This window comes from Flavobacterium sp. AG291, assembly GCF_003350375.1.
Classification (GTDB): domain Bacteria; phylum Bacteroidota; class Bacteroidia; order Flavobacteriales; family Flavobacteriaceae; genus Flavobacterium; species Flavobacterium suzhouense.
Genome location: NZ_QQAR01000017.1, coordinates 19630 through 44489, shown reverse-complemented (window position 1 = coordinate 44489; position 24860 = coordinate 19630). Strand labels below are relative to the sequence as shown.

The window sequence follows — 24860 nt, the reverse complement described above, 5'->3', positions numbered from 1 at the left end:
TGTCCCGAAGCTATCGAAATAGTGATAAAACTTTGTATGCCTTCTGGTTCACCTTAATACGAAAACGATATAATAACTTTTAATGATAATCGCATTGCAAATATTTCGTTTTGGCCACATATTTGTTGGATGTGATATTGTAAATTTGTTACTCTTTAATAAATAAAAATGAAAAAACTGCTTTTATTACCTATAGTTCTGTTCAGTATGATTTCATGCTCACAGGCACAGGAAACAGCTTTTACCAAAGCTGCCCTGGATTCTAAAATGACTTCACTTGACGGAAAAGAAATTACGTTTAAAGAAGTCCTTGCAAAACACAAAGGCAAAACCGTTGTAATAGATGTTTGGGCATCGTGGTGTCCTGACTGTATTAAAGGTATGCCGAAAGTGTATGACCTTCAAAAACAATTCCCTAATGTTGATTATGTATTCCTTTCGTATGACAGAGTTGATGAAAAGTGGAAAGAAGGGATTGAAAAATATGCTGTTAAAGGTGATAACTATCACGTAGGCAAAAGCATGAAAGAAGGTGACTTTGCCCATGACATTAAGCTGGACTGGATACCACGCTACATGGTAGTTGACAAAAATGGAAAAATCGCATTGTTTAAAGCTATTGAAGCTGACGATGCTAATCTTATCGCTATTCTAAAAAAACTTAAATAATGAGAAAACAAATCGTTGCAGGAAACTGGAAGATGAATAATGACAGTGCCCAGACACAGGCGCTGCTTGCTGAAATTATCGCTAAAAAACAGGAAGGAGGCATTGCTAAAGTGGTAGTTGCCCCTACTTTTGTTAACCTGCAGGCTGCAGTACAACAAACTAACGGTACAGGAATTATTGTTGCTGCTCAAAATATGCACCAGGCAGAAAGCGGTGCTTATACAGGAGAAATCTCTGTAGGCATGCTTAAAGGTATCCATGTAAATACGGTTATCCTTGGCCACTCTGAAAGAAGGGCTTACTTTGGTGAAACCAATGCCCTGCTTGCTGAAAAAGTAAATACAGCACTTAAACACAATCTTACCATTATCTTCTGCTTCGGTGAAGAACTGGCTGACAGACAGTCGGGCAACCACTTCAATCTTGTAGAATCTCAGTTAAGAGAAGCTTTGTTCCACATCAGCGAAAGCGACTGGAACAATATCGTTCTTGCATACGAGCCAGTATGGGCTATCGGTACAGGAGAAACAGCATCGCCTGAGCAGGCTCAGGAAATGCACGCGTTCATCCGTAACCTTATCGCAACGAATGTTAGCGAAACTGTTGCCAAAAACACTTCTATCCTTTACGGAGGAAGCGTTAAGGCTGACAACGCCCGTGAAATATTCTGTAAACCGGATGTTGACGGCGGACTAATCGGCGGAGCATCGCTTAAGGCTGATGATTTCCTTGCTATTGTAAATGCTATCTAATCAGAGATACATATATAAAACAAGAAAGCGGTAAGTATTCCTTATCGCTTTTTTATTTTATATTGTTTTATTCATCGTCATTAGTTGTTCGACGATGCTTTTTCTTTAAATGTACAGTAAACTGCAACCCAATATATTCGCCTGACATTTTATAATCACCTCTTGTATTACCCGATTGTAGAAGGTTTCCAAACTGATATTCTCCTTCAAAAAATCCAATTAAAGGTTTTTGATATATAACATTAGTCTGTAAAAGTACACCGCTTAATGCAAAATAAAAACCCGGAGACACAACTAGGTTAGGGTATACAATTAATGGTCCATTCGTATCAGCATACATGGCGAATACTTCACGTGTCTCAGACATATCCTCATTACTAAATGCTGCTGAGTAACTATATCCCCCTTTTTGCATTAGCATCATATTAAAACCAGTCTCAAGATTAAAATAAAGATTATATCCCATTTGTTTTTTAATCTGTACAAGTAGTGGTATTGTAAAATTGAATTTGTATCTATCAATTGCAGCAATCTCAAAATTGTTATATTCCGGCCATAGGTCGCCTTCTTTTATTGTTGCCGAAAAATTATACATTGGTACCATGTCGAGATGAAGCCCTGTTTTAAAAGCCCATTTATGTTCCGGTCGAATTAAATAATCAAATCCAAAATTAATATTAGCCGTTTTTTTATTATTAAGTATATAATCCCCATAATCGCGGGTAACTTTTGCCTTTGAATACAGAACCGGGCTAATGAACAAACCTACTTTTTGATATTCTCTAAAATCAGGAAAATCATTGGACTGTGAATAAGTAGCGAAAGAAAAGAAAGAAACTGCAAAAAATACCGTTCTGATAATGGATTTGGAGTTGATCATATAAGTTTAAAAACCTAGTTAAATACTTACATTTTTAAACGATATATTCATTAATTTATTTTAAATGAATCAATTATAAAAGGAGCGATATAAACAAATATCGCTCCTTTTATAAATTTACTACATACTAAGCTGTAATCGTCTTCTCTTAATACGGTTTAGTGTTTCGTTTGGCACTCCAAGATACGAAGCTAATATGTGGGGCTGAACCCTTTCTAAAAGTTCTGGTTTGTTTTTTATGATATATTCATAACGCTCAGAAGGCGTATACAATGTAAAGAAATCGTTATGCGCTTCAATTTTTGAAGTTATAAAGCTAAGGCAGTTTTTCCATAAAACGGTAAGTTGTGGTATAAGCTCAAAATCTCCAAAAAAAGTACTTTTATCGAGTACCAATACAGTAACAGACTCACAAGCCTCAATAGCTATTCCTTGAATAGCCGCTACAAGCTCTCCTTCAAAATAAAGTCCTTTATTAACCTCAACACTCTCTTCAATAGCGAAAGTGCGCAGGTATCCTTGCTCTACAAAATACAGAGCGTCATTTGTAGCTTCAGGCTGCGATAATAATTCACCCTTTTCAAAAGTCCGCCTGATAATTACCGGTTTAATCAATTCCCAACTTTCAGGAGTAAACCTCACTAATGAATTCAGGTAAGTAATTAATTTTTGCATAGCTCAATTGTTTTATAACTAATTTACTCACAATTAATGAGAATAAAATCTTCTTTAACTTTTCTTTAGATATAATAAAGGTTACTATTTTATCAGGATAATTGTTACCATACCGTTAAGCTGTTAACTTTAAGTTTACGATTAAGCAACTTCAATTCCTGTCATCTTAATAATAGCTTGTTATTCTATTAATAAGAATATAAACTATAACGTAGAGTTTTGTAGCACTATTAAAAAACCAAAAAACCATGCTAAACAACTACATTAAAAAAGGATTGCTGCTTGCCGGATTCAGCCTTACGGTTCAGTTTGCAGATGCGCAGTCCCTACTCCATTACTGGAACTTTAACAACAATGCGTCAATAGCGGCTATTACAACACCTACTATAACTAATGGTGGTGCTGCAATTACTGCTACTGCAGGTCCTAATAATAGTATTATCGACTTTGCCGGAGGTACAGGACAAAATTTTGGAACGCTCAATGCTCAAAATGGTGATGTTGCCGGGGCTCACTTACGTTTTAATACACCTATAGGTGGTATACTTGAATTCACCATCCCTTCTACAGGATACGAGAACATCATCGCCAGATTCACAACCCGTCGTTCAGGTTCAGGAGCCGGTACACAAACATGGTCGTACTCAACTGATGGTGGTGCTACTTATACAGTACTAACTACAGTATTACCGGTTGATGGCGATCCTACACTTGCTACTCTGGATCTTTCTACTATTACAACAGCAGACAATAATGCTAATCTTAAGCTTAAGGTAGAATTCTCACAACTTCCCGGAGGTGCAGCAGGTAATAACCGTTTTGACAACTTTACCGTACACGGTGATGTTGTAGGTGGCGGCGATATCGCTGCTCCCATAGCGGTTTTCGCTCCAGCTAACAATGATATGAACATTGAAGTATCGGTAAATCCTACTATTACTTTTAATGAACCTATCCGTCTTGCCGACAATTCTGCTATAAACAATACAAACATAGACGCTGTTGTAGAATTACGTCTTAACGATGCGGCAGGAACAATCGTTCCGTTTGACGCAACATATGCCAACAATACAATTACAATTGTACCAACTACTACCCTGCTTAACGCTCAGCAATACTACATTGCGCTTTTAGCAAACACGGTAGAAGACATGGCTGACAATGGTATAGACGAAACAAAATCGGCTACATTCAATACCATCGCTGTTCAGTCGCCAATCGTTGCAGGCGACATGGCTTTTACAGCTTACAGAATGAACGCTACAGGTACAGAAGATGAAATAGCGCTTCTTACATTTGTAAATATCGCTCCGGGTACTTTCGTTACAATTACCGATTCTAAATACACAACGAACACGACTCCACAATGTGCTAACGGTCTTATTTGGACAGCTACTGACTGTGTTCCTGCAGGTTCAGTTATCACTATCCAGACATCAGCAATGATAGCGAGCACAGGTACACTTACAGGTTCGGGCTTTGGTCTTAGCTCAAATGGTGATCAGGTGATTGTTTATACAGGTACTGCTGCAAATCCTAACTATATTACAGCTCTTACCTCGAACGGATGGGTTACTGCTAATACTGACTGTGGTGGAAGCCTTTCCATGAAACCGGCTGCGCTTACTGATGGCGCTACTGCTTTCAACAACAGTACTAACGCTGCAAACGTAAACGGAAACACTGTTAATGCTTTCTACAGCGGAACTCAAACCGGTGCTCCTGCAAACCTTAAAGCTACTATTCTTAACCCAGCAAACTGGACTGGTATTGCGGGTGCTACAGCGCCACAAACATGGCCTACATGGGCATTCCCTGGTGCTCCGGCAGTACAGAGCGCAACTGTAACTTCAGCTACAACTATCATTCTTACATTCAATAATGCACTGGAGGCAGCATCGGCTACCAATGTAGCTAACTATACAGGTGTCGCAGGATTAAGTTCAGCTACTCTTAACGAAAATACTGTAACACTTACATTTACTACTCCTTTTGCTGCAGGTTCTGAAAACACACTGGTAGTAGACAATGTAATGGATGCTTCAGGTCTTGAAATGGCTTGCTCTTACAGTTTTACTTTCGATTATACATCAAAAATATCACTTGCTGACGATTTTATCGTAGTGAATGAAGATCACGGTACGTTAAACTTCATCATCAACCTTGAAAGCCCTGAGGCAGGATCGGTAGACGTGGTTCTTAAACCTGCTCCGTTTAGCACTGCTACGGCTGGTGAAGACTTTACGTTTGCTACACAGACACTTACCTTTACAGGTTTAAGCCCGCTTACACATACAATCGCTATTCCCATTCTTGACGATGCGACCGCCGAGCAACACGCTGAGTACTTTGTACTAAGTCTTGAAAATGCTAACGGTGTTGCTATCGAAGGCGAAACATTTGCTACTATCTACATTAAGGATAACGACAGAACAGCTCCTGTTCCTAATCAGGAAATCGAGCTTAACTACATCGGAAGCTTTGACCCTTCAGGAGCGAATTCAAGTACTTGTGAAATTGTAGTTTATGATCCTGTAAGCCAAAGGCTATTCACTACCAGTGCAGTAGCAGGTTACCTTGACATCGTAAACTTCTCTGATCCTACCGCTCCTGCTGAAGTATCTTCAATCGATATGAATGTTTATGGTGGTGTTACCAGCGTTGCCGTTAAGAACGGACTTGTAGCTGTGGCTTCACCGGCTAACCCTGAACACCTTGACGGATCGGTAGTATTCTTTGATACTAACGGTACATTCATCAATCAGGTTACTGTAGGTGCACTTCCTGACAATATCTCTTTTACTCCTGACGGAACAAAAGTACTTACTGCTAATGAAGGCCAGCCAAACAGCGACTATTCTATTGACCCGGAAGGTTCGGTAAGTATCATCGACATTACAGGTGGTGCAGCTAACCTTACGCAATCAAATGTCACTACACTATATTTTACTGCATATAATGCACAGGAATCAGCTCTTATTGCTTCTGGTGTGAGGAAACTGAAGCAAGAGAGTACCCTGTCGCAGGATTTCGAACCGGAATATATCACTACAGCTGCTAACTCTGAGAAAGCATGGGTTACCCTACAGGAAAACAATGCCATTGCTGAGATCAACCTTACGAACAACACGATTACAGACATCTGGGCTCTTGGTACTAAAGACGTAAGCGCAATGGGTAACGGTTTTGATATATCTGACAACAACAATGAGATACTTATCGCAAACTGGCCAATTAAAGCTTACTATATGCCGGATGGTGTAGCTACCTACAATGTAAATGGTACTAACTATTTAGTGACAGCTAATGAAGGTGATGAAAAAGAATATACAGGATTTGTAGAAAGAACAACTATAGGAGCTTCTTCTTATACCCTTGATCCTACTGCATTCCCGCATGCTGATATGCTTAAAAAATCATTCAACGCCGGTCGTTTCAGAGTTACTGCTTTTGATGGTAAAAACGAAGCAGGTACTGCTTATGAAGAAATCTACGCGTTAGGTACCCGTTCATTCTCAATCTTCAATGCAGACACTAAAGAAATTGTATTTGACAGTGGTGATGATTTTGAAATGTATACAGCCCTTACACCTTCTATCAATGCATTATTCAACTCTGACCACGAAGACAACTCGCCAAAAAGCCGTAGCCGTGCTAAAGGTCCGGAACCGGAAGGTGTAACCATAGCTGAACTTGGTGGTAAAACTTTTGCCTTTATCGGTCTTGAGCGTATTGGTGGTGTAATGGTATATGATGTAACAGACCCAACTGATGTTAAGTTTGTTGACTATAAAAACAGCCGTAGCGTTTCTGCTTATGCAGGTGACCACGGTCCGGAAGGCATAACACACATTAAGGCTACTGACAGCCCTGACGGAAAAGACTACATTATCGTAGCAAACGAAATAAGCGGTACGCTTACTATTTTCGAAGTTGATACTACAACCCTTGGTGGTGGAGAATTCAACCCTGAGCCTAAAACGTTCGTGGTATTCCCTAACCCATCGGTAAATGGTGTTGCTTACTTTAACCGTGCTGCAGATATCGAAGTATATGACTACAGCGGAAAACTAATCTTATCGGCTAAACAGGCCCTTACAATAGATACATCTAACATGGCAGCAGGTATGTACCTGGTAAAAACATCTGAAGGTATCGTGAAAAAGCTACTCGTTAAATAGAGTGTTAGTTTCGTGTTTTTTAATTTTTTCAATTGAAAGTCCTGCCCCTAAAAAGGCAGGATTTTTACATTTAAGGCTTTTCCTGCATCAATATATTTAAGTACTTTGTACTGTAAATATCCCAACCATGACCTATCTAAATCCAATCGCAATTTTCTGGATGTTTATCCTCACGGCATTTATACTGCATAAACTCAGGAAAAAGAAAACCTCTAAAATAGTCTTCATCATTACTATTACCGGCTTATTCCTGTCTACGGTAACTCCATTACCTGTCTGGCTTATCCGTAACTTAGAGCAGCACTATCCGGTATATAAACCATCTGGTAATGAAAGACTTCCTGTACTTGTATTGGGTAATTACCACGCCGATGACACTTCCCTTTACCCAAGCCAGAAACTATCGGCACAATCGTTACAAAGAGTTACTGAAGGAGTTCGTGTCTATAAGCTACAATCCTCCTGCCCTATCACATTTTCGGGTTTTGCAGTAAATGATAAAATGTCAACAGGCAAAGTAGGTAGTGAAGCGGCAGTAAGCCTTGGTGTATCGCCAAAGGATACAATTATCTTACCCGCACCGCGAAATACTTATGAAGAAGCATTAGCCTATAAAAAACGTTTTGGAACCAAAAACAAATTCATACTGGTTACCAGTGCTACACATATGCCCCGTGCAATGGCGGTTTTCCAAAAATTAGGTATGAAGCCCATAGCAGCACCTACAGGATTTTTAATAAAAGAAGGTACAAAAGAGTCAGTATACAACTGGTGGCCATCCTCTATGAAATTATTTTATACAGAAGCAGCTATGTATGAATATAGTGCACAATTGTATTATAAATGGTTTAAATGATCTATCCCTACGGGAAATCGTATCGTTACGGCTAACTGTTTTCTACCAAAATTTTTTCCCTAACGGGAAATTGAGCTATCTGATTAAATGCTTACAAATTATCGCGTAGCGATTCAAATTTCGGTAGAAATATAATCGTTCAGGAAGACATTTCCCGTAGGAAATTAATAAAAAATTACCCCTGACTTTGTCAGGGGTAATTATATCAATAAAGACAGAAACAATCAACTACTGCCTTTTCAGTCTGTTTTCAAGGTAAAGATTAACTTCACCATTGATAAGCGAATACTCAATTTCTTTTTGCTGTTCAAGCCTGTCGGTAAACAGAATCCCCATCAGGTGATCTGTCTCATGCTGGAAGATTACCGCTGTAAAACCTTCAATTATCTCTTCATGGTGCTGCCCGTTACGGTCATAATAAGCAAGTTCGACGGTGTAATGACGTAACACATCTCCCCTAATGTCAGCTATTGAAAGGCAGCCTTCGGTTCCCTTTCGCAGCAATGCCGACCTCCATTTTATTTTAGGGTTTATATATGCCTCAAACGGTTCACCAGGCTTATCAAAACGCTGTACCAATATCACATTACGGTTAATACCGATCTGTGGCGCAGCAATTCCCACACCGGTATTGGCAGGGTCATTTACAGTTGCCAGCATACGATCCAGCAGCAATGGCAGCAGTTCTTCCTTTAGTCCGATATCAACAGATGCGCCTTTAAGTATCTTAGCATCAGCCGGATCGGTAACCTGAAGTACACGCATCATATCTTTCTTACCGCCTGACGAAATAATACTACGTTCGGTTTCAGAAAGCTTTTGGGCTTCAACCGAAACCACCAGCATCAGGAATAGTGAGGTTAATACCGTTTTTTTCATGATTAGATTCCAGCTACTGCTTTTATCTCATCGATAATCCTTACTGCAAGCTCATCGGCTTTTTGCTGTGTATGTGCCTCAGTATAAATCCTGATGATAGGCTCAGTATTCGATTTTCTTAAGTGTACCCAGTCTTCAGCAAAGTCAACTTTCACACCATCAACAGTGCTAACCTGCTCATTTTTATATTTATCGGCCATAGCCACAAGAATAGCATCAACATCTATCTGTGGGGTAAGCTCAATTTTGTTTTTGCTCATGTAATACTGAGGGTATGAAGCTCTAAGAGCAGCCACACTCATTTTCTTTTCGGCAAGATAGGTAAGGAACAAAGCCACTCCTACCAGAGAGTCACGGCCATAGTGAAGTTCAGGATAAATGATACCTCCATTACCTTCGCCGCCTATGATAGCGTTGTTATTTTTCATCATTTCCACAACGTTCACCTCCCCTACTGCACTGGCTTCATAAATTCCGCCATGTTTTTGGGTGATATCACGTAGTGCACGTGAAGACGACATATTAGAAACTGTATTACCGGGTGTTTTGCTTAATACGTAATCAGCAACAGCAACAAGGGTGTATTCTTCGCCAAACATCTCACCATCGTCAGATATAAATGCCAAACGGTCAACATCCGGATCGACTACTATACCAAAATGTGCTTTCTCTTCCACCACCAGCTTACAGATGTCGCCAAGGTGTTCTTTAAGTGGTTCCGGATTGTGTGGAAAATGCCCGTCAGGTGTACAGTATAAACGTACTACCTCAACTCCCATCTGCTCAAGCAATTTAGGAATAATGATACCTCCTGACGAGTTAACACCATCAACAACTACTTTAAAACCGGCTTGTTTTACGATTTCAGCATCTACTAAAGGTAGTTCCAGCACCTCATCAATATGGATGTCCATATACGCATCATTGCGGGTAACTTCACCAAGGCTGTCTACATCGGCAAAATCGAAAGCTTCGCTTTCAGCGATTTCTAATATTTTAGCACCATCAGCACCGCTAAGGAACTCTCCTTTTTCGTTAAGCAACTTCAGGGCATTCCATTGTTTAGGATTATGACTTGCTGTAAGGATGATACCACCATCAGCTTTCTCAAGCGGAACAGCTACCTCAACGGTAGGAGTTGTAGAAAGGTCAAGATCGATAACATCGATACCCAGACCAACTAATGTATTAACCACAAGGCTTTGTATCATCGGACCCGATATACGTGCATCACGTCCTATAACTACGGTAAGTTTATCTTTTTTAGTATGGTTTTTCAACCATGTGCCATAAGCAGCAGCAAATTTTACAGCATCAAGTGGTGTCAGGTTATCTCCGGTTTGACCACCGATTGTACCCCTGATACCTGATATAGATTTGATTAATGTCATTTTGGTTACGAATTTTAGTAAGGCAAATATAAGCGATAGCTCTTCTTTTTCCATTTAGTTTGCGTGGGAATTTATCAACCGGGAAAAATGAAAGCTACAAAGCATTTGAAACTACGAAACTTTTCGCTATATTGTACCTATGAACTTTCTTGCTCACATATACCTTTCAGGTGATAATGACCTGATAAAAATCGGTAACTTCATGGCTGATGGCATTCACGGAAAACCCGATAACTTTCCCACCGATGTGCAGAAAGGAATTATGCTGCACCGTGCCATTGACACCTATACCGACGCTCACCCTGTTTTCAGACAGGGTACTAAACGTCTTCATGCCCGTTATCACCATTATGCAGGTGTTATTATGGATATTTTCTATGATCACTTTTTAGCAAAAAACTGGTCAGATTATCATAATCAGCCTCTTCTTGATTATACCCTGGCTTTTTACAAATCGCTGGAAGAGAACTATGAAATGCTGACAGAGAAAACCAAAGTCCTTATGCCTTATATGGTGCAGTACAATTGGCTTGCCAGCTATGCCACTATTGAAGGCATAGGACGCATACTCACCCAAATGGATAACCGCACCAAAAACAAATCCGGTATGCGGACTTCAGTAGATGAGTTACAGGAATTCTACAAAGAGTATGAAACTGAGTTTACTGCTTTTTTTGAGGATATACAGGTATTCGTAAAAGAAAAGATAACAGAAATTCAAAATAATACACCATGATATCTTTTAACCTTACCACTTATATTTTTATAATCTTAGCCGTTACCGTAGCATATTTAGTTTATCGTAACAGGAAGCAAATTAGTAACTATGCTAATACAGAAATTGACAAAATTAAAGAGTTAAATTATACAGATGATGAGATTGAAATTTATATTCAAAAGTATAGGAGCTCAGACTCTAAAGATCTCATTGCACTAATAAATAGAAATACTTTATCTGAAAAGGAACTACGTGCAATCCGAAAAATACTTGCTGAAAGAGAACTCATGCCTCCTCCTAGCCCTTAAAAAACATATAATGCTTAGGTATTTTTTAATGAATGGCTTAACTTAGCATTTTTAAAAAATTCCCAACATTTTAGTCATAAAACATGCAAAACCGTAAAGTTTCAAAGGTCAGATTATTTTTCCGTAATAGCCTGCGCCGCCTTGAAACCCTGTTCTTTATACTTAAAAATCTACTGTCTGAAAGGCATTTTATGTACCTTTCGTGTGTAGTAGTTGCTATTTCTACGTCATTTGCTGTAATTATCCTAAAAAGCTTTGCCCACAACGTTTTTCTGTTGGCTACTTATGTAAACAAATATCTTAAATTACCTTACATAAACAGTATATTACCCGTTGTGGGTATCTTACTTACAGTATGGGTAGTGAAACGTCTGCTTGATGGCAAAATTGAAAAGGGTAGCTCGCGCATACTTTATGCCGTTGCCAAAAAAGGTGGTATCATGCCGCGTAAGCAAATGTATTCTCAGATTATAACAAGCTCACTTACTGTCGGCTTAGGAGGATCAGCAGGACTTGAGTCTCCCATTACAATTACAGGAGCTGCATTCGGATCTAACTTTGCACAAAACTATAAACTCTCACAAAAAGATCGTATCCTGTTGTTAGCCTGTGGAGTAGCTGCCGGTATTGCAGCTGCATTTAATGCCCCGATTGCAGGAGTGCTATTCGCAATTGAAGTAGTGCTCACTGACGTAGCCATTACAGCTTTTATCCCTATTATGATATCTGCAGCAACAGGTGCTCTTGTATCTAACATTGTAATCAACGAAGAAGTACTATTATCATTTAAAGACCAATACGAATTCGATTACCACAACATACCCTACTATGTACTTATCGGATTGCTGGCAGGATTTGTATCACTATATCATGCACGTACTTTCCAAAAAGTAGAGGCTCATTTTGAAAATCTCCGCATAAAAGGCTACCGGAAAGCACTTTATGGAGCGCTACCTCTTGCCGGACTAATATTTGTATTCCCCATGCTTTTTGGAGAGGGATATGAAACCATTAAGACACTTGCCAATGACACCCCCCAGGAACTTCTTGACAATACCATTCTGGAACAGTTCAGGGATAATGGTTGGGTTTTATTGCTATTTGTGGGCGCTACGATGCTTGTAAAAGCTTATGCAACAGGACTCACACTGGCCAGTGGTGGTAACGGTGGAAACTTTGCCCCATCGCTTTTCGTGGGCTCTTACCTTGGTTTTTTAGTCGCTAAGTTCTTCACTCTTTTAGGGTTTGAGAATATACCGGTAGCCAACTTTACTATTGTTGGTATGGCTGGAATATTGAGTGGGCTATTCCATGCGCCATTAACTGCTATGTTCCTGATTGGTGAAATTACAGGTGGTTATGGGCTTATGGTTCCTCTTATGATTGTTTCGTCGGTTAGTTTTGCAGTATCTAAACAATTCGAAAAACACTCTATGGACGTTAAACATTTAGCAGCTAAGGGTCAGGTATTTACCTCTGATAAGGATAAAAACATACTATCCGGAATTGATATTCTTAAAGTCATCGACACTGAAGTACAACCACTTACACTAAATCAGAAAACTGAAGACCTGATAAGCCTGATAGCTACTACGCCACAAGCACAGTTTGCCGTTATAGATGATAAGCGTAAATTAATTGGCGTTATAGATTTTGAAAAGGTAAGACCTATACTTTTTAATGCGTTTCAGGTGAAATACACTCCATTGGCAGACCTAATGACAGTACCTGCCGAAGTGGCGTGTATGGAAGATTCAATTGAAATGATAATGGATAAATTTGAAGTTACACATACTGATTATCTTCCACTTATAAAAGAGGACCGCTATTACGGTTTCATTTCGAAGACTAAAATACTGGAGGCTTACAGAACTAAATTAAAAGAAATGCTGATTGAATAATTTCAGATTACCTGAATTTGGTTTTTCAAAAAAGATAAAATATGCTTCTTAAGCATAAAAAAACGGGCAGTCAAAAATGACTGCCCGTTTTTATATTGTCGAAACAATATACCGATCAGTATATTATTTATTTCCTTTTTCGAAATCGGCAACAAATTGTGCCAGTCCGATATCTGTAAGTGGGTGTTTCAATAAACCGGTAATTGCAGATAATGGACCTGTCATAACATCGGCTCCAATTTTTGCACAGTTAACAATGTGCATTGTATGACGTACAGAAGCAGCAAGTATTTGTGTTTCGTAACCGTAGTTATCATAGATCATTCGAATCTCTTCGATAAGACCAAGACCATCTGTAGAAACGTCATCAAGACGCCCAACAAATGGAGAAACATACGTAGCTCCTGCCTTTGCCGCTAGTATAGCCTGACCGGCAGAGAATACAAGGGTTACATTGGTTTTAATACCTCTGTCTGCAAAATATTTAGCAGCCTTAACGCCGTCTTTGGTCATAGGCAGTTTTACAACAATCTGCTCATGAAGATCAGCAAGTTCCTCGCCTTCCTTTACCATTCCTTCAAAATCAAGAGCATTAACCTCAGCGCTCACGTCACCATCCACAATATTGCATATGTCAACATAATGTTTCAGGATGTTGTCCTTACCTGTAATACCTTCCTTTGCCATAAGCGAAGGGTTTGTAGTTACGCCATCAAGAACACCAAGTTCCTGAGCTTCTTTAATCTGTGCAAGGTTTGCTGTGTCAATAAAAAATTTCATCGTATTCTCTTTTGTTTGTGGATATAAAAGTTGCACAAAGCTACAATTTATAAACCACGATGCAATAATTTCAAACGTTTTTTATATAACAAAAAAACAGCCTATGCTGTTCATTATCTTACATCTATATTAATTAAAGCTTATAGTGGTTCATTAGCATCTTTTCATAGGTTTTACCTGGAAGGATACGCTTAAGCACAATCGAGAATTTCTGCATAAAAGCGCCTACTTTGTAATGCACCTCAGGGTTAGGAGTCTTCATTATCGCATATACCGCCTCTGCCATTTGTACAGGATCACTACCGGCATCTACATGATCGTTCATGGTGGCAAGAATATTGCCATATACCTTTTCATAAGCCGATCCTTTTACAACAGGAGCATGGTAACGTCCTGCCGCAATATTTGTTGCAAAATCACCGGGAGCAACCGTGGTTATGGTTACGCCAAATTGTTTAACTTCCATACGTAAAGCCTCACTGATAAGTTCCAGTGCTCCTTTACTCGCCGAATAAACACTACGATATGGAAGCCCCATATAACCTGCTATTGAAGTTACATTAATGATAAGACCACTTTTTTGAGCTCTCATTTGCGGAAGTACTGCCTTCATAACCTCAACAGGACCAAACAGGTTCGTTTCAAAGTTATTGCGTATTTCATCGGCCGGAATTTCTTCCAAAGGTCCTGTAATACCCACTCCTGCATTATTTATAAGTACATCTATGGTTCCCGCTTTAGCTATAACCTCTGCAACAGCTTCACTAATGCTTTCTGCATTTCGCACGTCAAGCGCAACAAGTGGAAAAACAGAACGTATAATCTGTTCCGGCTTTCGGCTTGTACCATATACGGTATAACCTTTGTCATGAAGAAATTCGCCTATTGCTTTACCTATGCCCGACGAACCGCCGGTAATTAAAATAACTTTGCTCATTATGAAAATGTTTGGATTGCGAAAATAGGATTTATGACAGAGAATAACAAGTTTGCCTTTTTCAAGATACAAACCACTCTTATTGTCAAAATGACTATATTAGCATCCACAACAAACAAATAACTCATGACCAATAAATTATACCTTGCCGCATTACTGTTGGCCGGGCTTACTGCTTTTGCCCAGCAAAAAACAGCAATTATCTGTAACCCGCTTAACCTTAACTACCGCTTTTGCCTTGATGCGCCTTCACGCCGTGAAGCTGCCGATCCGGTAATAGTTACCTATAAAGACGAATACTATCTTTTTGCTTCGAAATCAGGTGGATACTGGCATTCGACAAATCTTTCCGATTGGGATTTTATAACTTCTCCCGATCTGCCTTTTGAAGATTATGCTCCGGCAGCCGTAGTGATGGACGATGCGATTTACTTTGTTGCCTCGACACAAGATTCACCCAGCAGCAAGATATTCAAATCGTCCAATCCAAAGTCAGGAAAATGGCAGGTTGTAAACGAAGGATTTCCTATTCCACTAACCGACCCAGATCTTTTTCTTGATGATGACGGAAGGCTCTATATGTACTATGGCTGCTCTAACATAAATCCTATTTATGGCGTTGAACTTGACCGTAAAACCCTTAATCCTATTGGCAAACCAGTAGCCTGCATGAACGAGGATACAGACCACAATGGGTGGGAGCGTCCGGGTGACACTAATAAAAGTAAAGATAAACCCTGGACCGAAGGAGCATGGATGACAAAATTCAACAATAAATATTACCTGCAATATGCCACTCCCGGAACAGAATACCGAAGCTATAGCGATGGCATGTATGTTGCCGATAATCCGCTTGGTCCATTTACACTAATGAAGAACAACCCGTTCTCTTACCGACCTGGTGGTTTTGCTACGGGAACAGGACACAGTGCTACGTTTAAAGATAAATACGGTAACTACTGGCACATTACCACAACAACTATCTCTATAAAGCATAATTTTGAACGCAGGCTCAGCCTTTTCCCTGCTTTCTTTAATACTAACGATGCTATATATACCTATACCGGCTATGGCGATTACCCAATGGTAATTCCGCAGAAAAAAGGAATAAAAGAAGCTGATTTTGTTCCGCAATGGATGTTGCTCTCTTACAACAAACCTGTAACTGTATCTTCAAACTCCGCCGGCTATGAAGCAAAACTGTCTGCCGACGAAAACATTAGAACATACTGGAGTGCTGCGACAGGCAATAAGGGTGAATGGCTGTCAATAGACCTTACCGAAAAAAACACGATTAATGCCCTGCAATTAAATTTCGCCGAAAACAAAACCACAATTCAGGGAAGGCAGGAAGGTATATACTATCAGTACATTATTGAGTATTCTGAAGACGGTAAAGCATGGAAAATACTTGTAGATAAATCAAAAAACACTGCCGATGCCCCTCATGATTTAATAGTATTGGATAAGGCAGTAAAAGCACGCTACCTGAAAGTGACTAACCTACATACTCCCTCGGGTACTTTTGCAATTTCTGATTTAAGGGTATTTGGCAAAGGCAACGGTAAAAAACCGACTATAGCAACCGGACTAACTATTGACAGAAATGCACAGGATCGTTGTTCGGTACTATTAAAATGGAAAGGCGATACAAAAGCTACGGGTTACAACATCCGTTTTGGCAGGACTCCCGACGAGCTATTACAAAACTTTCAGGTATATGGTACAGACACACTTGAGATCAACTCGCTTTCTAACCAGTGGGATTATTATTTTGTAGTAGATTCTTTCAATGAGAATGGTATCACCAAAGGAACTGACATTAAGAAAATTGATTAATTTAGGCACAACTAGACAAAACAATGAAAAAAACATATATACTTTTTACCCTGTTTGCTATGATGAACTTGTCAGCTCAGGAAATGCTTCCGCTATACAACGGAGCAATCCCAAACAGTAAACCGTCAGATAAAAAAGAAAAGAGCACTAACGATGGCTTTTACTGCATTAGTAATGTAACAAATCCTACTCTGACAGTTTACAAACCGAAGAAACAATCTGCTCAAAAGAGTGCTGTGATTATTTGTCCGGGCGGAGGCTATGGCGTATTGGCAGTAGGTCACGAAGGTGCTGATATAGCCAAAGCTTTTAACGAGATGGGTATTACAGCCTTTGTATTAAAATATCGTCTTCCCGGGGATGACATTATGCAGGATAAAACCATCGGTCCGTTACAGGACGTACAGCGTGCTTTTCAGCTGGTAAGGGAAAATGCCACAAAATGGAATATCGATACTTCAAAAATTGGTATAATGGGCTTTTCGGCAGGTGGGCATCTGGCAGCTTCGGCATCGACACAATATAAAAGAGAAGTTATAGAGAACCCAAAACATACATCCCTAAGACCTGATTTTTCTGTACTTATCTACCCTGTAATCAGTTTCACTGATGCACTTACACACATGGGCAGCCGTGAAAATCTAATCGGCAAGAACGCTTCACCCGAACTTGTTGCCCAATATTCAAACGAACTGTTGGTTACGCCTGATACACCTAAAGCTTTTTTAGTCCATTCGGCAGATGATGGTGCCGTACCTGTAGAGAATAGTATTGTTTACTATCAGGCATTATTGAAAAATAAGATCTATGGCGAAATGCATATTTACCCATTAGGTGGTCATGGTTATGGTATGAACAACCCAACCACTTCTGAAAAATGGATGGAAAATTTAAAAAGCTGGCTGATTGCTAATCAGTGGTTGTAATTTTTCTTTTGTCCTGAAACAAAAGAAACAATCCCTTTCTGGAAGGGGAGGAAAATCAATCCTTAAACTCATCATCCACAGCTTTACCTAGATCATACAGCAGCCATTGCTTTTGCATTACGGCCTGTTTTTGGGTCTGCAATAGTTTCAGGAAATCTTTTACCCCAATAGGTTCGTTACCATTACCATGAATCAGCACAATACTCCCCTGCCCTGATGACTGCCCTTTCGCCAGCCAGGCATCGCTGCCAATAGGAATTAGTCCGTAAGATGTAATTTCTTTAACCACTGTATTATCCGATATCAAGCCCGGAAACCTGAAAAACATAGATGGAATTAATCCGTTTTCAATCATTAGCCGTTCATTGGCTAATACTTCAAAATCGATATTTGTTCCCGGACTAAGCAAAAAGTTCTCCGTTAGTGGTATCCCGGGCTCATAAAAATGATTGTAAGTATGGTTAACCCATGTAATCGCAATCTTCTTTTGCTCCTGCAACGATTTTAGCCAGTCGATATCCTCTTTGTGGGTCAGCATGAATTTCCCCGATATGGAAAGCGCAACCGGAACAGGCTGTTCTGTTTTTGAAAATTCAGTTATCAGAGACGTAAAAATACCCCTGTCAAGCGACTTATGCGACGGACAAAGGTCAATGGTAAGCGTAATACCTTTTTCTTTTGGATAACCGTGAATGATTCCTGCATCCTGTAAAGCAAAAGACTGTTTGCTTACAAAACTTAATGCCTTAAAATAAGGAGAAGCAGCGTAGGTTTTTGAAAGCTGTTCTATTGGGGATTCAACAGGCTTTACTTCAGATGCAGCAATAACAGCGGTATTTAGTGTTTTTAAATCTACCGTAAGGTAATACTGCCTGACATTCTTCCTGAACTTACGGAATATAACAATGTCATTTCCTTTATAATTAGCAGATGCGTAGTAAGCAACGTAGTCGGAAACCTTTTCCTGAGCAAAAGAACACAAACCATTCAATGATAGTATAACTAAAAGAAATAATGTTTTGATTTTTGCCATCGTAAAACCGTAATAATTAACTCTACTAAGTTAATAAGCTCAGGATAAACAGAAGCCTTAAAACGAAAAAATCTCCCGAAGGAGACGACTAAAAAGAATAAAAAAATGGCAAGCGACCTACATCGCACCGCTACAACCATTTACCTTTGCTGTGTTCCCACCCTGGAGGAGTCAACAGGAGCTGGTCGTGTAGGACTTGCCGCTGCAAATATACAATCTTTTTGTATTTTCGCAAGGCAATTGTGAGATATAAAATACAATTGTATATTGGCTTTATTATTCTTTTAACCATGAAAAAACGTAACATATTCGTATTCATTTTATTGGGTGCACTAGTATTATCCTTCCTTGGCTCAACAATTTTATCATGTGGAGGCAAAAATGAAGATAAAAACAACTTATTTGCTATAGATACAGCTAATTTAAAGCAGCAATACCAACCCCAGGAGACTCTCGCTTTACAGATTACTAACGCAAAAGAAGAAGCAATCGACTCAGTTGTTTATTTTGTAAACGATAAAAAAGTAGGTACTTCTGTAGGTAATAAAAAATTTGACTTTGCTCTTAACGGTCAAAAACTGGGTTACCTTAATATTAAAGCCCTTGTTTACTACGGAGGTGAAACTGCTGAAGTAAGTAACCGCGTAGAACTTGTTAGCGGTATTGACTATAAATTATTAAAATATGATATTGTTAATACTTATCCTCACGATATGACAGCCTATACACAGGGACTTGAATTTTACCGTGATACACTTATTGAGAGTACCGGTAGTGGTTCAGGCCCTTCAGGTAAGAGAGCAGTGTCAGACATCCGTAAGGTAAACTATAAAAACGGAGAGGTGTACAAAAGAACACAACTTGATATGGCTAACTTTGGTGAAGGTGCAACGGTACTGAACAACAAGATCTACCAGCTAACCTACAAACGTAATGAAAGCTATATTTATAATGCCGATAACCTTGAAAAGATAAAAACCGTGCCTTATTTTAAACAAACCGAAGGCTGGGGACTTACCAATAATGGTACACACCTGTATATGACCGATGGTTCGGAAAAAATATATATTCTAGACCCGGAAACAATGAAAGAGGTAGACTATATAAACGTGTACACCAAAGGCACAAAAATTAAGGATGTAAACGAACTGGAATGGGTAGATGGTAAGATTTATGGTAACATTTATCAAAAAGATGCTATTGCAGTTATTGACCCTAAAACCGGAGCTGTAGAAGCTGTTTTAGACCTTTCAGCACTTAAATCGAAGATCACCAAGCACATTGATGTAGACGTGCTTAACGGTATCGCTTATAATGCTAAAACCAAAACATTCTTTGTTACCGGTAAGAACTGGGACAAAATGTTTGAGATAAGAATACACAACTAAGTAGATTTGGTTATTTGTTGATGTGTTGATTCGACAAACCTGAATAACTCTCAAAATATTTAAAGCCACCTGTAGGTGGCTTTTTTATTGTAATTAAGTTTATATATTTAAGCTGTAAATCAACTCTCCAATGAAACAACTGATCCTAAAACTCACCCTCCCGCTCACTCTGATATCTTTTGCGGGTTTTACAAAGTGGTGGTATGTTCTTGTTGTTGATGCACCGGACTATGTAATGTATGGTTTTCCGTTTATATACTCCTGCCCTGCTTTTCATACCTCAATGGCTTACCAGTTTTTTATAATGGAGTTTTTTGCAGATATTTTATGCTATTTTTCTTTTTGGTTTCTAATCATTTACGCAATAAGTAAAAAATTCCCTTTAAGAATAAAAAAAGCAGTTTCGATAACCCTGTGGATTATAGCGGCGCTGATCATTACTCCGCCCTTAGGTTTACATCTGTTGTTAGGAGAAGATGTTTATTATTTTAAAAGAAACTTTGATATTGAAGTCCTGGAAACAGGCGTTGCTCCTATTCACAGCTGGAAATATATGCCACGACCGTATCACAAAAAATATAATCCTGAAGGCAAATAAAAAAATCCCTGATGCCTTTTACACCAGGGATTTTCATATCCAACACTAACTTAATTTATTATTTGTGCATCAGTACAGTATCAATAACATGTATCACTCCGTTAGACTGATTTACATCAGCAATAGTAACTTTCGCTTTTCCTCCTTTTTCATCTTTGATCCAAACGTCTTTACCATCCATCATAAACCATAGCTTACCACCCTGCACTGTAGTTACTTCAGCTGTCCCTTTACCTTTCTTGATAGCCGACATTACATCAGCAGCGCTCCATTTACCTGCTACAACATGGTAGGTAAGTACTCCCTGTAACATTTTTTTATTTTCCGGTTTAAGAAGAGTCTCTACTGTTCCTTTGGGAAGTTTATCAAATGCCTCATTAGTTGGCGCAAATACAGTAAACGGTCCTTTTCCCTCAAGTGTTTCGACAAGGCCGGCAGCTTTAACAGCAGCTACAAGCGTAGTATGGTCTTTCGAATTTACGGCGTTCTCAATAATATTTTTGTTAGGATACATTGCGGCACCGCCTACCATTTTTGTTTGTGCTGAAACAGCACCTACGGTTAAAAGCAAAACAATTACTGCTGCGAAGAATTTTGAAGTTTTCATGATTGTTTATTTGTTAAAAGTTTATAGTGACAGATACGCCATAAACACAATCATGGTTTTAGGAAACAGTAAAATTTTAGATTTTTTTAACTAATAGCCGTTATTTATTCCTCAGAATCAACATTATCCTTTTTAAAATAAATAATAACAAAAAGATTATTAGTTATGCCGTATACTGCGTAAAAGCAACACAATCAGTATTAAATATTATTTACAATCAATATCCCTTATCATTTCATATGATGCTCCAAGGGCCTTAGCTTTAGTGGCATCTTTACAGGCAAGGTCCATATTCTTATTATTAGCATACATTTTTGCCCTCATAACATAAAGGATTGCCAGTTGCGTTTCGGGAGTACCCTTATACTGAATAGCCTTCGTAAGATCGGCAACAGCTTTTTCATCTTCCTTCATTATAGCATACAATATAGCTCTGGATTTCAAAACAATATGAACAGATTCCGGCGTACTTGCCCCCAATGCCAGACCATAAAAATCGAGCGCCTTTTGATAATCTTTCTGGTGAAGCTGTTCAATAGCCATAGTCATATAGTCCCGATAGCTTTCTTTTGGTTTTGTATTTTCGTTTGCCAGTGTTGTTTCAGCAACTACCGGTTTGTTATTTTCATTCTTAGACGAATCAGTTTTTGAAACAGTCGTTTTAGAGTTTATATTTTCTTTTTCAGGTGTTTTTTCGGTAACTACTGGTTTATTTTTTACCGGTTTTGAAACCTTAGTTCCATTAGCTTTATTTCCTGAATATGGTGCATAGGTTTGAGCCTGAATGCTTATACACATTAAAAGTCCGGTAAATAATAAAAGTACTTTCATAACAGGTTATTTTATTTCAATTGATGATTGTAAAAATAAAAATAAAGATCTACAAAAATTAAACCAAAAAAAGCCCTCTTATTGTTGAGAGGGCATTCTTTTACTATTTTAGTCCTGTATTTACATCATTATTTACATTCTACCCCCTGAGTGAGTACATCAGGTAGACCAAGCGCCTTTGCCTTCGCTACGTCATTGCAGGCAAAATCCATGTTCTTGTTTTTTGCCTCAATCCTTGCCCTTTGCATATACATCATTGCCAACTGCTTTTCGGGAGTATTTCCGCTATCAATAGCAGTTGTTAGATCGGCGACAGCTTTTTTATCATCTTTCATTATACCGTATAACGTAGCTCTCGACAGCAAAGCCCTCCATGCTGTTTCTTCGGTACTTACATCGAGTGCCCGGGTATAAAAACTCTCCGCTTTACGATAATCTTTTTGATTAAACTGTTCTACAGCTTTATTCATAAGGTCCTGAAAATCGTCTGTAGGCTTTTTTAATTCCTCTTTCTGTATTTTTTCAGCTATTACAGGCTTACTGTTTTCATCTTTATTTTTTGCCGGTTTAGACACTTTGGTTTCATTTGCTTTATTACCGGTATAAGGAGCATAAGTTTGTGCCTGTAGTATTATACTTAGAAAAAGAACTGATATTAACAATAGTAATTTCATAGCTCATTTTTTTAAAGTGTTGATTTTTATAAAAGTAAGAAAAATAGCAATATAAAAACAAAACTGAATAAAAAAAGCCCCTGTCATTGACAGGGGCTTCAATATTTAAAGAGGATAAGGATTATTTGTTTTCTCCTTTTTCCATTCTTTCTTTTAGTTCAGCAAGAGCGTCGATATCACCAAGAGTGGTTTTCTCAACGTTGTTTGAAGAAGACGCAGAAGCGTTAGACTCCTGAGCAGTTCTTACATTTTTCTCTTCCTCATCACGGAAAGTAGCAGTGTGAGAAGCTACTACTCTTTTGAATTCTTTGTTGAACTCGATAACTTTGAATTCAGCTGACTCACCTTTTTTAAGTTTTTTGCCATCTTCTTTCTCAAGGTGACGTGTAGGGATGAAAGCAACAATATCGTCACCGAACTCTACAGTAGCACCTTTGTCAACGATTTCAGAAATCTCACCTGTATGTACAGTACCTACAGCGAAAGAATCTTCATATTTATCCCATGGGTTAGCCTGAGTTTGTTTGTGACCTAGAGATAGTTTACGTCCTTCAACGTCTAGCTCAAGTACAACAACATCAAGTTTATCACCTACGTTTACAAACTCACTTGGGTGTTTGATTTTCTTAGTCCAAGAAAGGTCAGAGATGTAAATTAGTCCATCGATACCTTCTTCAAGTTCTACGAATATACCAAAGTTTGTAAAGTTTCTAACGATACCTGTGTGTTTAGAACCTACAGGGTATTTAGAAGTGATGTCAGTCCATGGGTCCTGAGTAAGTTGCTTGATACCTAGAGACATTTTACGGTCATCTCTGTCAAGAGTAAGGATAACAGCTTCTACCTCATCACCAACTTTAACGAAATCCTGAGCAGATCTTAGGTGCGTAGACCAAGACATTTCAGAAACGTGGATAAGACCTTCTACACCTTCAGCAACTTCGATAAATGCACCGTAGTCAGCGATAACTACTACTTTACCTTTAACTTTATCACCTACTGCAAGGTTTGCGTCAAGCGCATCCCATGGGTGAGCGTGAAGTTGTTTAAGACCAAGTTGGATTCTTGTTTTCTCATCATCGAAATCAAGGATAACCACGTTAAGTTTCTGATCAAGCTCAAGAACTTCACTAGGGTGGTTAATACGGCTCCAAGAAAGGTCAGTGATGTGGATAAGACCGTCAACACCTCCAAGATCGATGAATACACCATAAGATGTGATGTTTTTAACAACACCTTCAAGAACCTGTCCTTTTTCAAGTTGTCCGATGATTTCTTTTTTCTGTACTTCGATATCTGCTTCGATAAGCGCTTTGTGAGATACTACTACGTTTTTGAATTCGTGGTTGATTTTCACAACTTTAAATTCCATAGTTTTGTTCACATACTGATCGTAATCTCTGATTGGTTTAACATCAATCTGAGATCCCGGAAGGAATGCCTCAATACCGAAAACGTCAACGATCATACCGCCTTTAGTTCTGCATTTAACAAAACCATTAACGATTTCACCAGTTTCGTTAGCATTGATAACTCTATCCCATGCTTTGATTGTACGTGCTTTTTTGTGAGACAATACAAGTTGTCCTGATTTATCCTCACGAACGTCGATAAGAACCTCAACTTTATCACCTACTTTAAGGTTTGGATTGTAACGGAATTCGTTAAGAGAAATAACACCTTCCGATTTAGCGTTGATATCAACAATAGCATCCCTGTCAGTAATTCTTACTACAGTACCTTCTACTACTTCATCGCTGTCGGTTGAGATGAAAGTTTTTTCAACAAGATTTTCAAACTCTCTAAGGTTTTGTTCGTCTACTGCATCAATACCTTCTTCGAAGTTATGCCAGTTAAAATCCTTTAGAAATTCCTCTTGTGTTTTAATTTGTTCAGACATGCTGATTAAAAATTTGTATCCTGTGTTTAGCCCGGTTTCTTGTGCAGCGCAAAACAACAGAAGCGTTTTACATAAAATTGTTTAAATCCCTTAAGGAAACCACATCTGCCAAAAGGTGCGCAAAGGTACAACTTTTT

Annotated in this window: 22 protein-coding genes and 1 other RNA gene; 11 read left to right on the top strand and 12 right to left on the bottom strand. The window is 38.8% G+C overall.

The genetic code is table 11. From position 1 onward, the window contains the following. The first annotated feature begins 168 nt into the window (after positions 1 to 168). Positions 169 to 669 carry a TlpA family protein disulfide reductase gene (locus DEU42_RS15795; protein WP_114759301.1) on the top strand — a complete coding sequence of 167 codons (501 nt, stop codon included), beginning with the start codon at positions 169 to 171 and terminating at the stop codon, positions 667 to 669. Then, entirely contained in the window at positions 669 to 1421 is a 753-nt protein-coding gene (tpiA, locus tag DEU42_RS15790; protein WP_114759300.1) for a triose-phosphate isomerase, read from the top strand. The genes DEU42_RS15795 and tpiA overlap by 1 nt, the downstream gene beginning before the upstream one ends. 67 nt (positions 1422 to 1488) lie before the next feature. On the opposite strand, the gene DEU42_RS15785 is transcribed toward tpiA, so the two are convergent. Continuing rightward, positions 1489 to 2301 carry a hypothetical protein gene (locus DEU42_RS15785; protein WP_114759299.1) on the bottom strand — a complete coding sequence of 271 codons (813 nt, stop codon included), beginning with the start codon at positions 2299 to 2301 and terminating at the stop codon, positions 1489 to 1491. A 120-nt stretch (positions 2302 to 2421) separates the two neighbouring features. Beyond that, a complete protein-coding gene (locus DEU42_RS15780) occupies positions 2422 to 2976 on the bottom strand; it encodes a Crp/Fnr family transcriptional regulator (protein WP_114759298.1) in 555 nt (184 codons plus the stop codon). A 248-nt stretch (positions 2977 to 3224) separates the two neighbouring features. On the opposite strand from DEU42_RS15780, the gene DEU42_RS15775 reads away from it, so the two are divergent. Together DEU42_RS15775 and DEU42_RS15770 are read left to right on the top strand one after the other, a co-directional pair. Then, on the top strand, positions 3225 to 7157 hold the full coding sequence (locus tag DEU42_RS15775) for a choice-of-anchor I family protein (RefSeq protein WP_114759297.1): 3933 nt from the start codon (positions 3225 to 3227) through the stop codon (positions 7155 to 7157). Positions 7158 to 7284: 127 nt separating this feature from the next. Beyond that, a complete protein-coding gene (locus DEU42_RS15770) occupies positions 7285 to 8013 on the top strand; it encodes an ElyC/SanA/YdcF family protein (RefSeq protein ID WP_114759296.1) in 729 nt (242 codons plus the stop codon). A gap of 228 nt (positions 8014 to 8241) precedes the next feature. Here DEU42_RS15770 and def read toward each other — a convergent pair whose 3' ends face one another. Continuing rightward, positions 8242 to 8892 (bottom strand): peptide deformylase, encoded by a 651-nt coding sequence (gene def / locus DEU42_RS15765; protein WP_114759295.1) that lies wholly within the window; start codon positions 8890 to 8892, stop codon positions 8242 to 8244. 2 nt (positions 8893 to 8894) lie between these two features. After that, on the bottom strand, positions 8895 to 10283 hold the full coding sequence (gene glmM / locus DEU42_RS15760) for a phosphoglucosamine mutase (RefSeq protein WP_114759333.1): 1389 nt from the start codon (positions 10281 to 10283) through the stop codon (positions 8895 to 8897). A 139-nt stretch (positions 10284 to 10422) separates the two neighbouring features. Here glmM and DEU42_RS15755 point away from each other — a divergent pair, with 139 nt between their 5' ends. The 3 genes from DEU42_RS15755 to DEU42_RS15745 all read left to right on the top strand — a co-directional run bounded on the left by DEU42_RS15755 (position 10423) and on the right by DEU42_RS15745 (position 13210). Further along, positions 10423 to 11019 carry an ACP phosphodiesterase gene (locus tag DEU42_RS15755; RefSeq protein ID WP_114759294.1) on the top strand — a complete coding sequence of 199 codons (597 nt, stop codon included), beginning with the start codon at positions 10423 to 10425 and terminating at the stop codon, positions 11017 to 11019. Beyond that, positions 11016 to 11309, top strand: coding sequence for a hypothetical protein (locus tag DEU42_RS15750; RefSeq protein WP_114759293.1), 294 nt, complete (start codon positions 11016 to 11018; stop codon positions 11307 to 11309). The genes DEU42_RS15755 and DEU42_RS15750 overlap by 4 nt, the downstream gene beginning before the upstream one ends. A gap of 83 nt (positions 11310 to 11392) precedes the next feature. Continuing rightward, positions 11393 to 13210 (top strand): chloride channel protein, encoded by a 1818-nt coding sequence (locus tag DEU42_RS15745; protein ID WP_114759292.1) that lies wholly within the window; start codon positions 11393 to 11395, stop codon positions 13208 to 13210. 123 nt (positions 13211 to 13333) lie between these two features. Here the strand turns inward: DEU42_RS15745 and fsa are convergent, their stop codons facing one another. After that, positions 13334 to 13990 (bottom strand): fructose-6-phosphate aldolase, encoded by a 657-nt coding sequence (fsa, locus tag DEU42_RS15740; protein ID WP_114759291.1) that lies wholly within the window; start codon positions 13988 to 13990, stop codon positions 13334 to 13336. A gap of 133 nt (positions 13991 to 14123) precedes the next feature. Continuing rightward, positions 14124 to 14927: an SDR family oxidoreductase gene (locus DEU42_RS15735; RefSeq protein WP_114759290.1), complete on the bottom strand. Its 804-nt coding sequence runs from the start codon at positions 14925 to 14927 to the stop codon at positions 14124 to 14126. Between the two features lie 126 nt (positions 14928 to 15053). On the opposite strand from DEU42_RS15735, the gene DEU42_RS15730 reads away from it, so the two are divergent. Together DEU42_RS15730 and DEU42_RS15725 are read left to right on the top strand one after the other, a co-directional pair. Then, a complete protein-coding gene (locus DEU42_RS15730; RefSeq protein ID WP_114759289.1) occupies positions 15054 to 16766 on the top strand; it encodes a family 43 glycosylhydrolase in 1713 nt (570 codons plus the stop codon). A 23-nt stretch (positions 16767 to 16789) separates the two neighbouring features. Then, positions 16790 to 17692, top strand: coding sequence for an alpha/beta hydrolase (locus DEU42_RS15725; protein ID WP_114759288.1), 903 nt, complete (start codon positions 16790 to 16792; stop codon positions 17690 to 17692). A gap of 55 nt (positions 17693 to 17747) precedes the next feature. On the opposite strand, the gene DEU42_RS15720 is transcribed toward DEU42_RS15725, so the two are convergent. Continuing rightward, positions 17748 to 18725 carry a polysaccharide deacetylase family protein gene (locus DEU42_RS15720; RefSeq protein ID WP_114759287.1) on the bottom strand — a complete coding sequence of 326 codons (978 nt, stop codon included), beginning with the start codon at positions 18723 to 18725 and terminating at the stop codon, positions 17748 to 17750. Between the two features lie 103 nt (positions 18726 to 18828). Continuing rightward, positions 18829 to 18927: signal recognition particle sRNA small type (gene ffs, locus DEU42_RS15715), an RNA gene on the bottom strand. An 88-nt stretch (positions 18928 to 19015) separates the two neighbouring features. Here ffs and DEU42_RS15710 point away from each other — a divergent pair. Beyond that, a complete protein-coding gene (locus tag DEU42_RS15710; RefSeq protein ID WP_114759286.1) occupies positions 19016 to 20113 on the top strand; it encodes a glutaminyl-peptide cyclotransferase in 1098 nt (365 codons plus the stop codon). A 130-nt stretch (positions 20114 to 20243) separates the two neighbouring features. Beyond that, positions 20244 to 20711, top strand: a complete 468-nt coding sequence (locus DEU42_RS15705) for a hypothetical protein (protein WP_114759285.1) — start codon at positions 20244 to 20246, stop codon at positions 20709 to 20711. Between the two features lie 58 nt (positions 20712 to 20769). Here the strand turns inward: DEU42_RS15705 and DEU42_RS15700 are convergent, their stop codons facing one another. The 4 genes from DEU42_RS15700 to rpsA all read right to left on the bottom strand — a co-directional run bounded on the left by DEU42_RS15700 (position 20770) and on the right by rpsA (position 24723). Further along, a complete protein-coding gene (locus tag DEU42_RS15700; RefSeq protein ID WP_114759284.1) occupies positions 20770 to 21318 on the bottom strand; it encodes a fasciclin domain-containing protein in 549 nt (182 codons plus the stop codon). A gap of 207 nt (positions 21319 to 21525) precedes the next feature. Then, positions 21526 to 22149: a hypothetical protein gene (locus tag DEU42_RS15695; RefSeq protein WP_114759283.1), complete on the bottom strand. Its 624-nt coding sequence runs from the start codon at positions 22147 to 22149 to the stop codon at positions 21526 to 21528. Between the two features lie 128 nt (positions 22150 to 22277). Continuing rightward, positions 22278 to 22823, bottom strand: a complete 546-nt coding sequence (locus DEU42_RS15690) for a hypothetical protein (protein WP_114759282.1) — start codon at positions 22821 to 22823, stop codon at positions 22278 to 22280. Positions 22824 to 22944: 121 nt separating this feature from the next. Then, a complete protein-coding gene (rpsA, locus tag DEU42_RS15685; RefSeq protein ID WP_114759281.1) occupies positions 22945 to 24723 on the bottom strand; it encodes a 30S ribosomal protein S1 in 1779 nt (592 codons plus the stop codon). Positions 24724 to 24860: the final 137 nt, after the last annotated feature.

Coding starts and splice junctions, on each gene's coding strand:
- DEU42_RS15725 (WP_114759288.1), top strand. CDS start 16,790: ATGAAAAAAACATATATACTTTTTACCCTGTTTGCTATGATGAACTTG.
- DEU42_RS15710 (WP_114759286.1), top strand. CDS start 19,016: ATGAAAAAACGTAACATATTCGTATTCATTTTATTGGGTGCACTAGTA.
- DEU42_RS15750 (WP_114759293.1), top strand. CDS start 11,016: ATGATATCTTTTAACCTTACCACTTATATTTTTATAATCTTAGCCGTT.
- DEU42_RS15755 (WP_114759294.1), top strand. CDS start 10,423: ATGAACTTTCTTGCTCACATATACCTTTCAGGTGATAATGACCTGATA.
- DEU42_RS15780 (WP_114759298.1), bottom strand. CDS start 2,976: ATGCAAAAATTAATTACTTACCTGAATTCATTAGTGAGGTTTACTCCT.
- DEU42_RS15785 (WP_114759299.1), bottom strand. CDS start 2,301: ATGATCAACTCCAAATCCATTATCAGAACGGTATTTTTTGCAGTTTCT.
- DEU42_RS15745 (WP_114759292.1), top strand. CDS start 11,393: ATGCAAAACCGTAAAGTTTCAAAGGTCAGATTATTTTTCCGTAATAGC.
- tpiA (WP_114759300.1), top strand. CDS start 669: ATGAGAAAACAAATCGTTGCAGGAAACTGGAAGATGAATAATGACAGT.
- DEU42_RS15770 (WP_114759296.1), top strand. CDS start 7,285: ATGACCTATCTAAATCCAATCGCAATTTTCTGGATGTTTATCCTCACG.
- DEU42_RS15775 (WP_114759297.1), top strand. CDS start 3,225: ATGCTAAACAACTACATTAAAAAAGGATTGCTGCTTGCCGGATTCAGC.
- DEU42_RS15700 (WP_114759284.1), bottom strand. CDS start 21,318: ATGAAAACTTCAAAATTCTTCGCAGCAGTAATTGTTTTGCTTTTAACC.
- glmM (WP_114759333.1), bottom strand. CDS start 10,283: ATGACATTAATCAAATCTATATCAGGTATCAGGGGTACAATCGGTGGT.
- DEU42_RS15720 (WP_114759287.1), bottom strand. CDS start 18,725: ATGGCAAAAATCAAAACATTATTTCTTTTAGTTATACTATCATTGAAT.
- DEU42_RS15705 (WP_114759285.1), top strand. CDS start 20,244: ATGAAACAACTGATCCTAAAACTCACCCTCCCGCTCACTCTGATATCT.
- DEU42_RS15795 (WP_114759301.1), top strand. CDS start 169: ATGAAAAAACTGCTTTTATTACCTATAGTTCTGTTCAGTATGATTTCA.
- fsa (WP_114759291.1), bottom strand. CDS start 13,990: ATGAAATTTTTTATTGACACAGCAAACCTTGCACAGATTAAAGAAGCT.
- DEU42_RS15735 (WP_114759290.1), bottom strand. CDS start 14,927: ATGAGCAAAGTTATTTTAATTACCGGCGGTTCGTCGGGCATAGGTAAA.
- DEU42_RS15730 (WP_114759289.1), top strand. CDS start 15,054: ATGACCAATAAATTATACCTTGCCGCATTACTGTTGGCCGGGCTTACT.
- rpsA (WP_114759281.1), bottom strand. CDS start 24,723: ATGTCTGAACAAATTAAAACACAAGAGGAATTTCTAAAGGATTTTAAC.
- DEU42_RS15690 (WP_114759282.1), bottom strand. CDS start 22,823: ATGAAATTACTATTGTTAATATCAGTTCTTTTTCTAAGTATAATACTA.
- def (WP_114759295.1), bottom strand. CDS start 8,892: ATGAAAAAAACGGTATTAACCTCACTATTCCTGATGCTGGTGGTTTCG.
- DEU42_RS15695 (WP_114759283.1), bottom strand. CDS start 22,149: ATGAAAGTACTTTTATTATTTACCGGACTTTTAATGTGTATAAGCATT.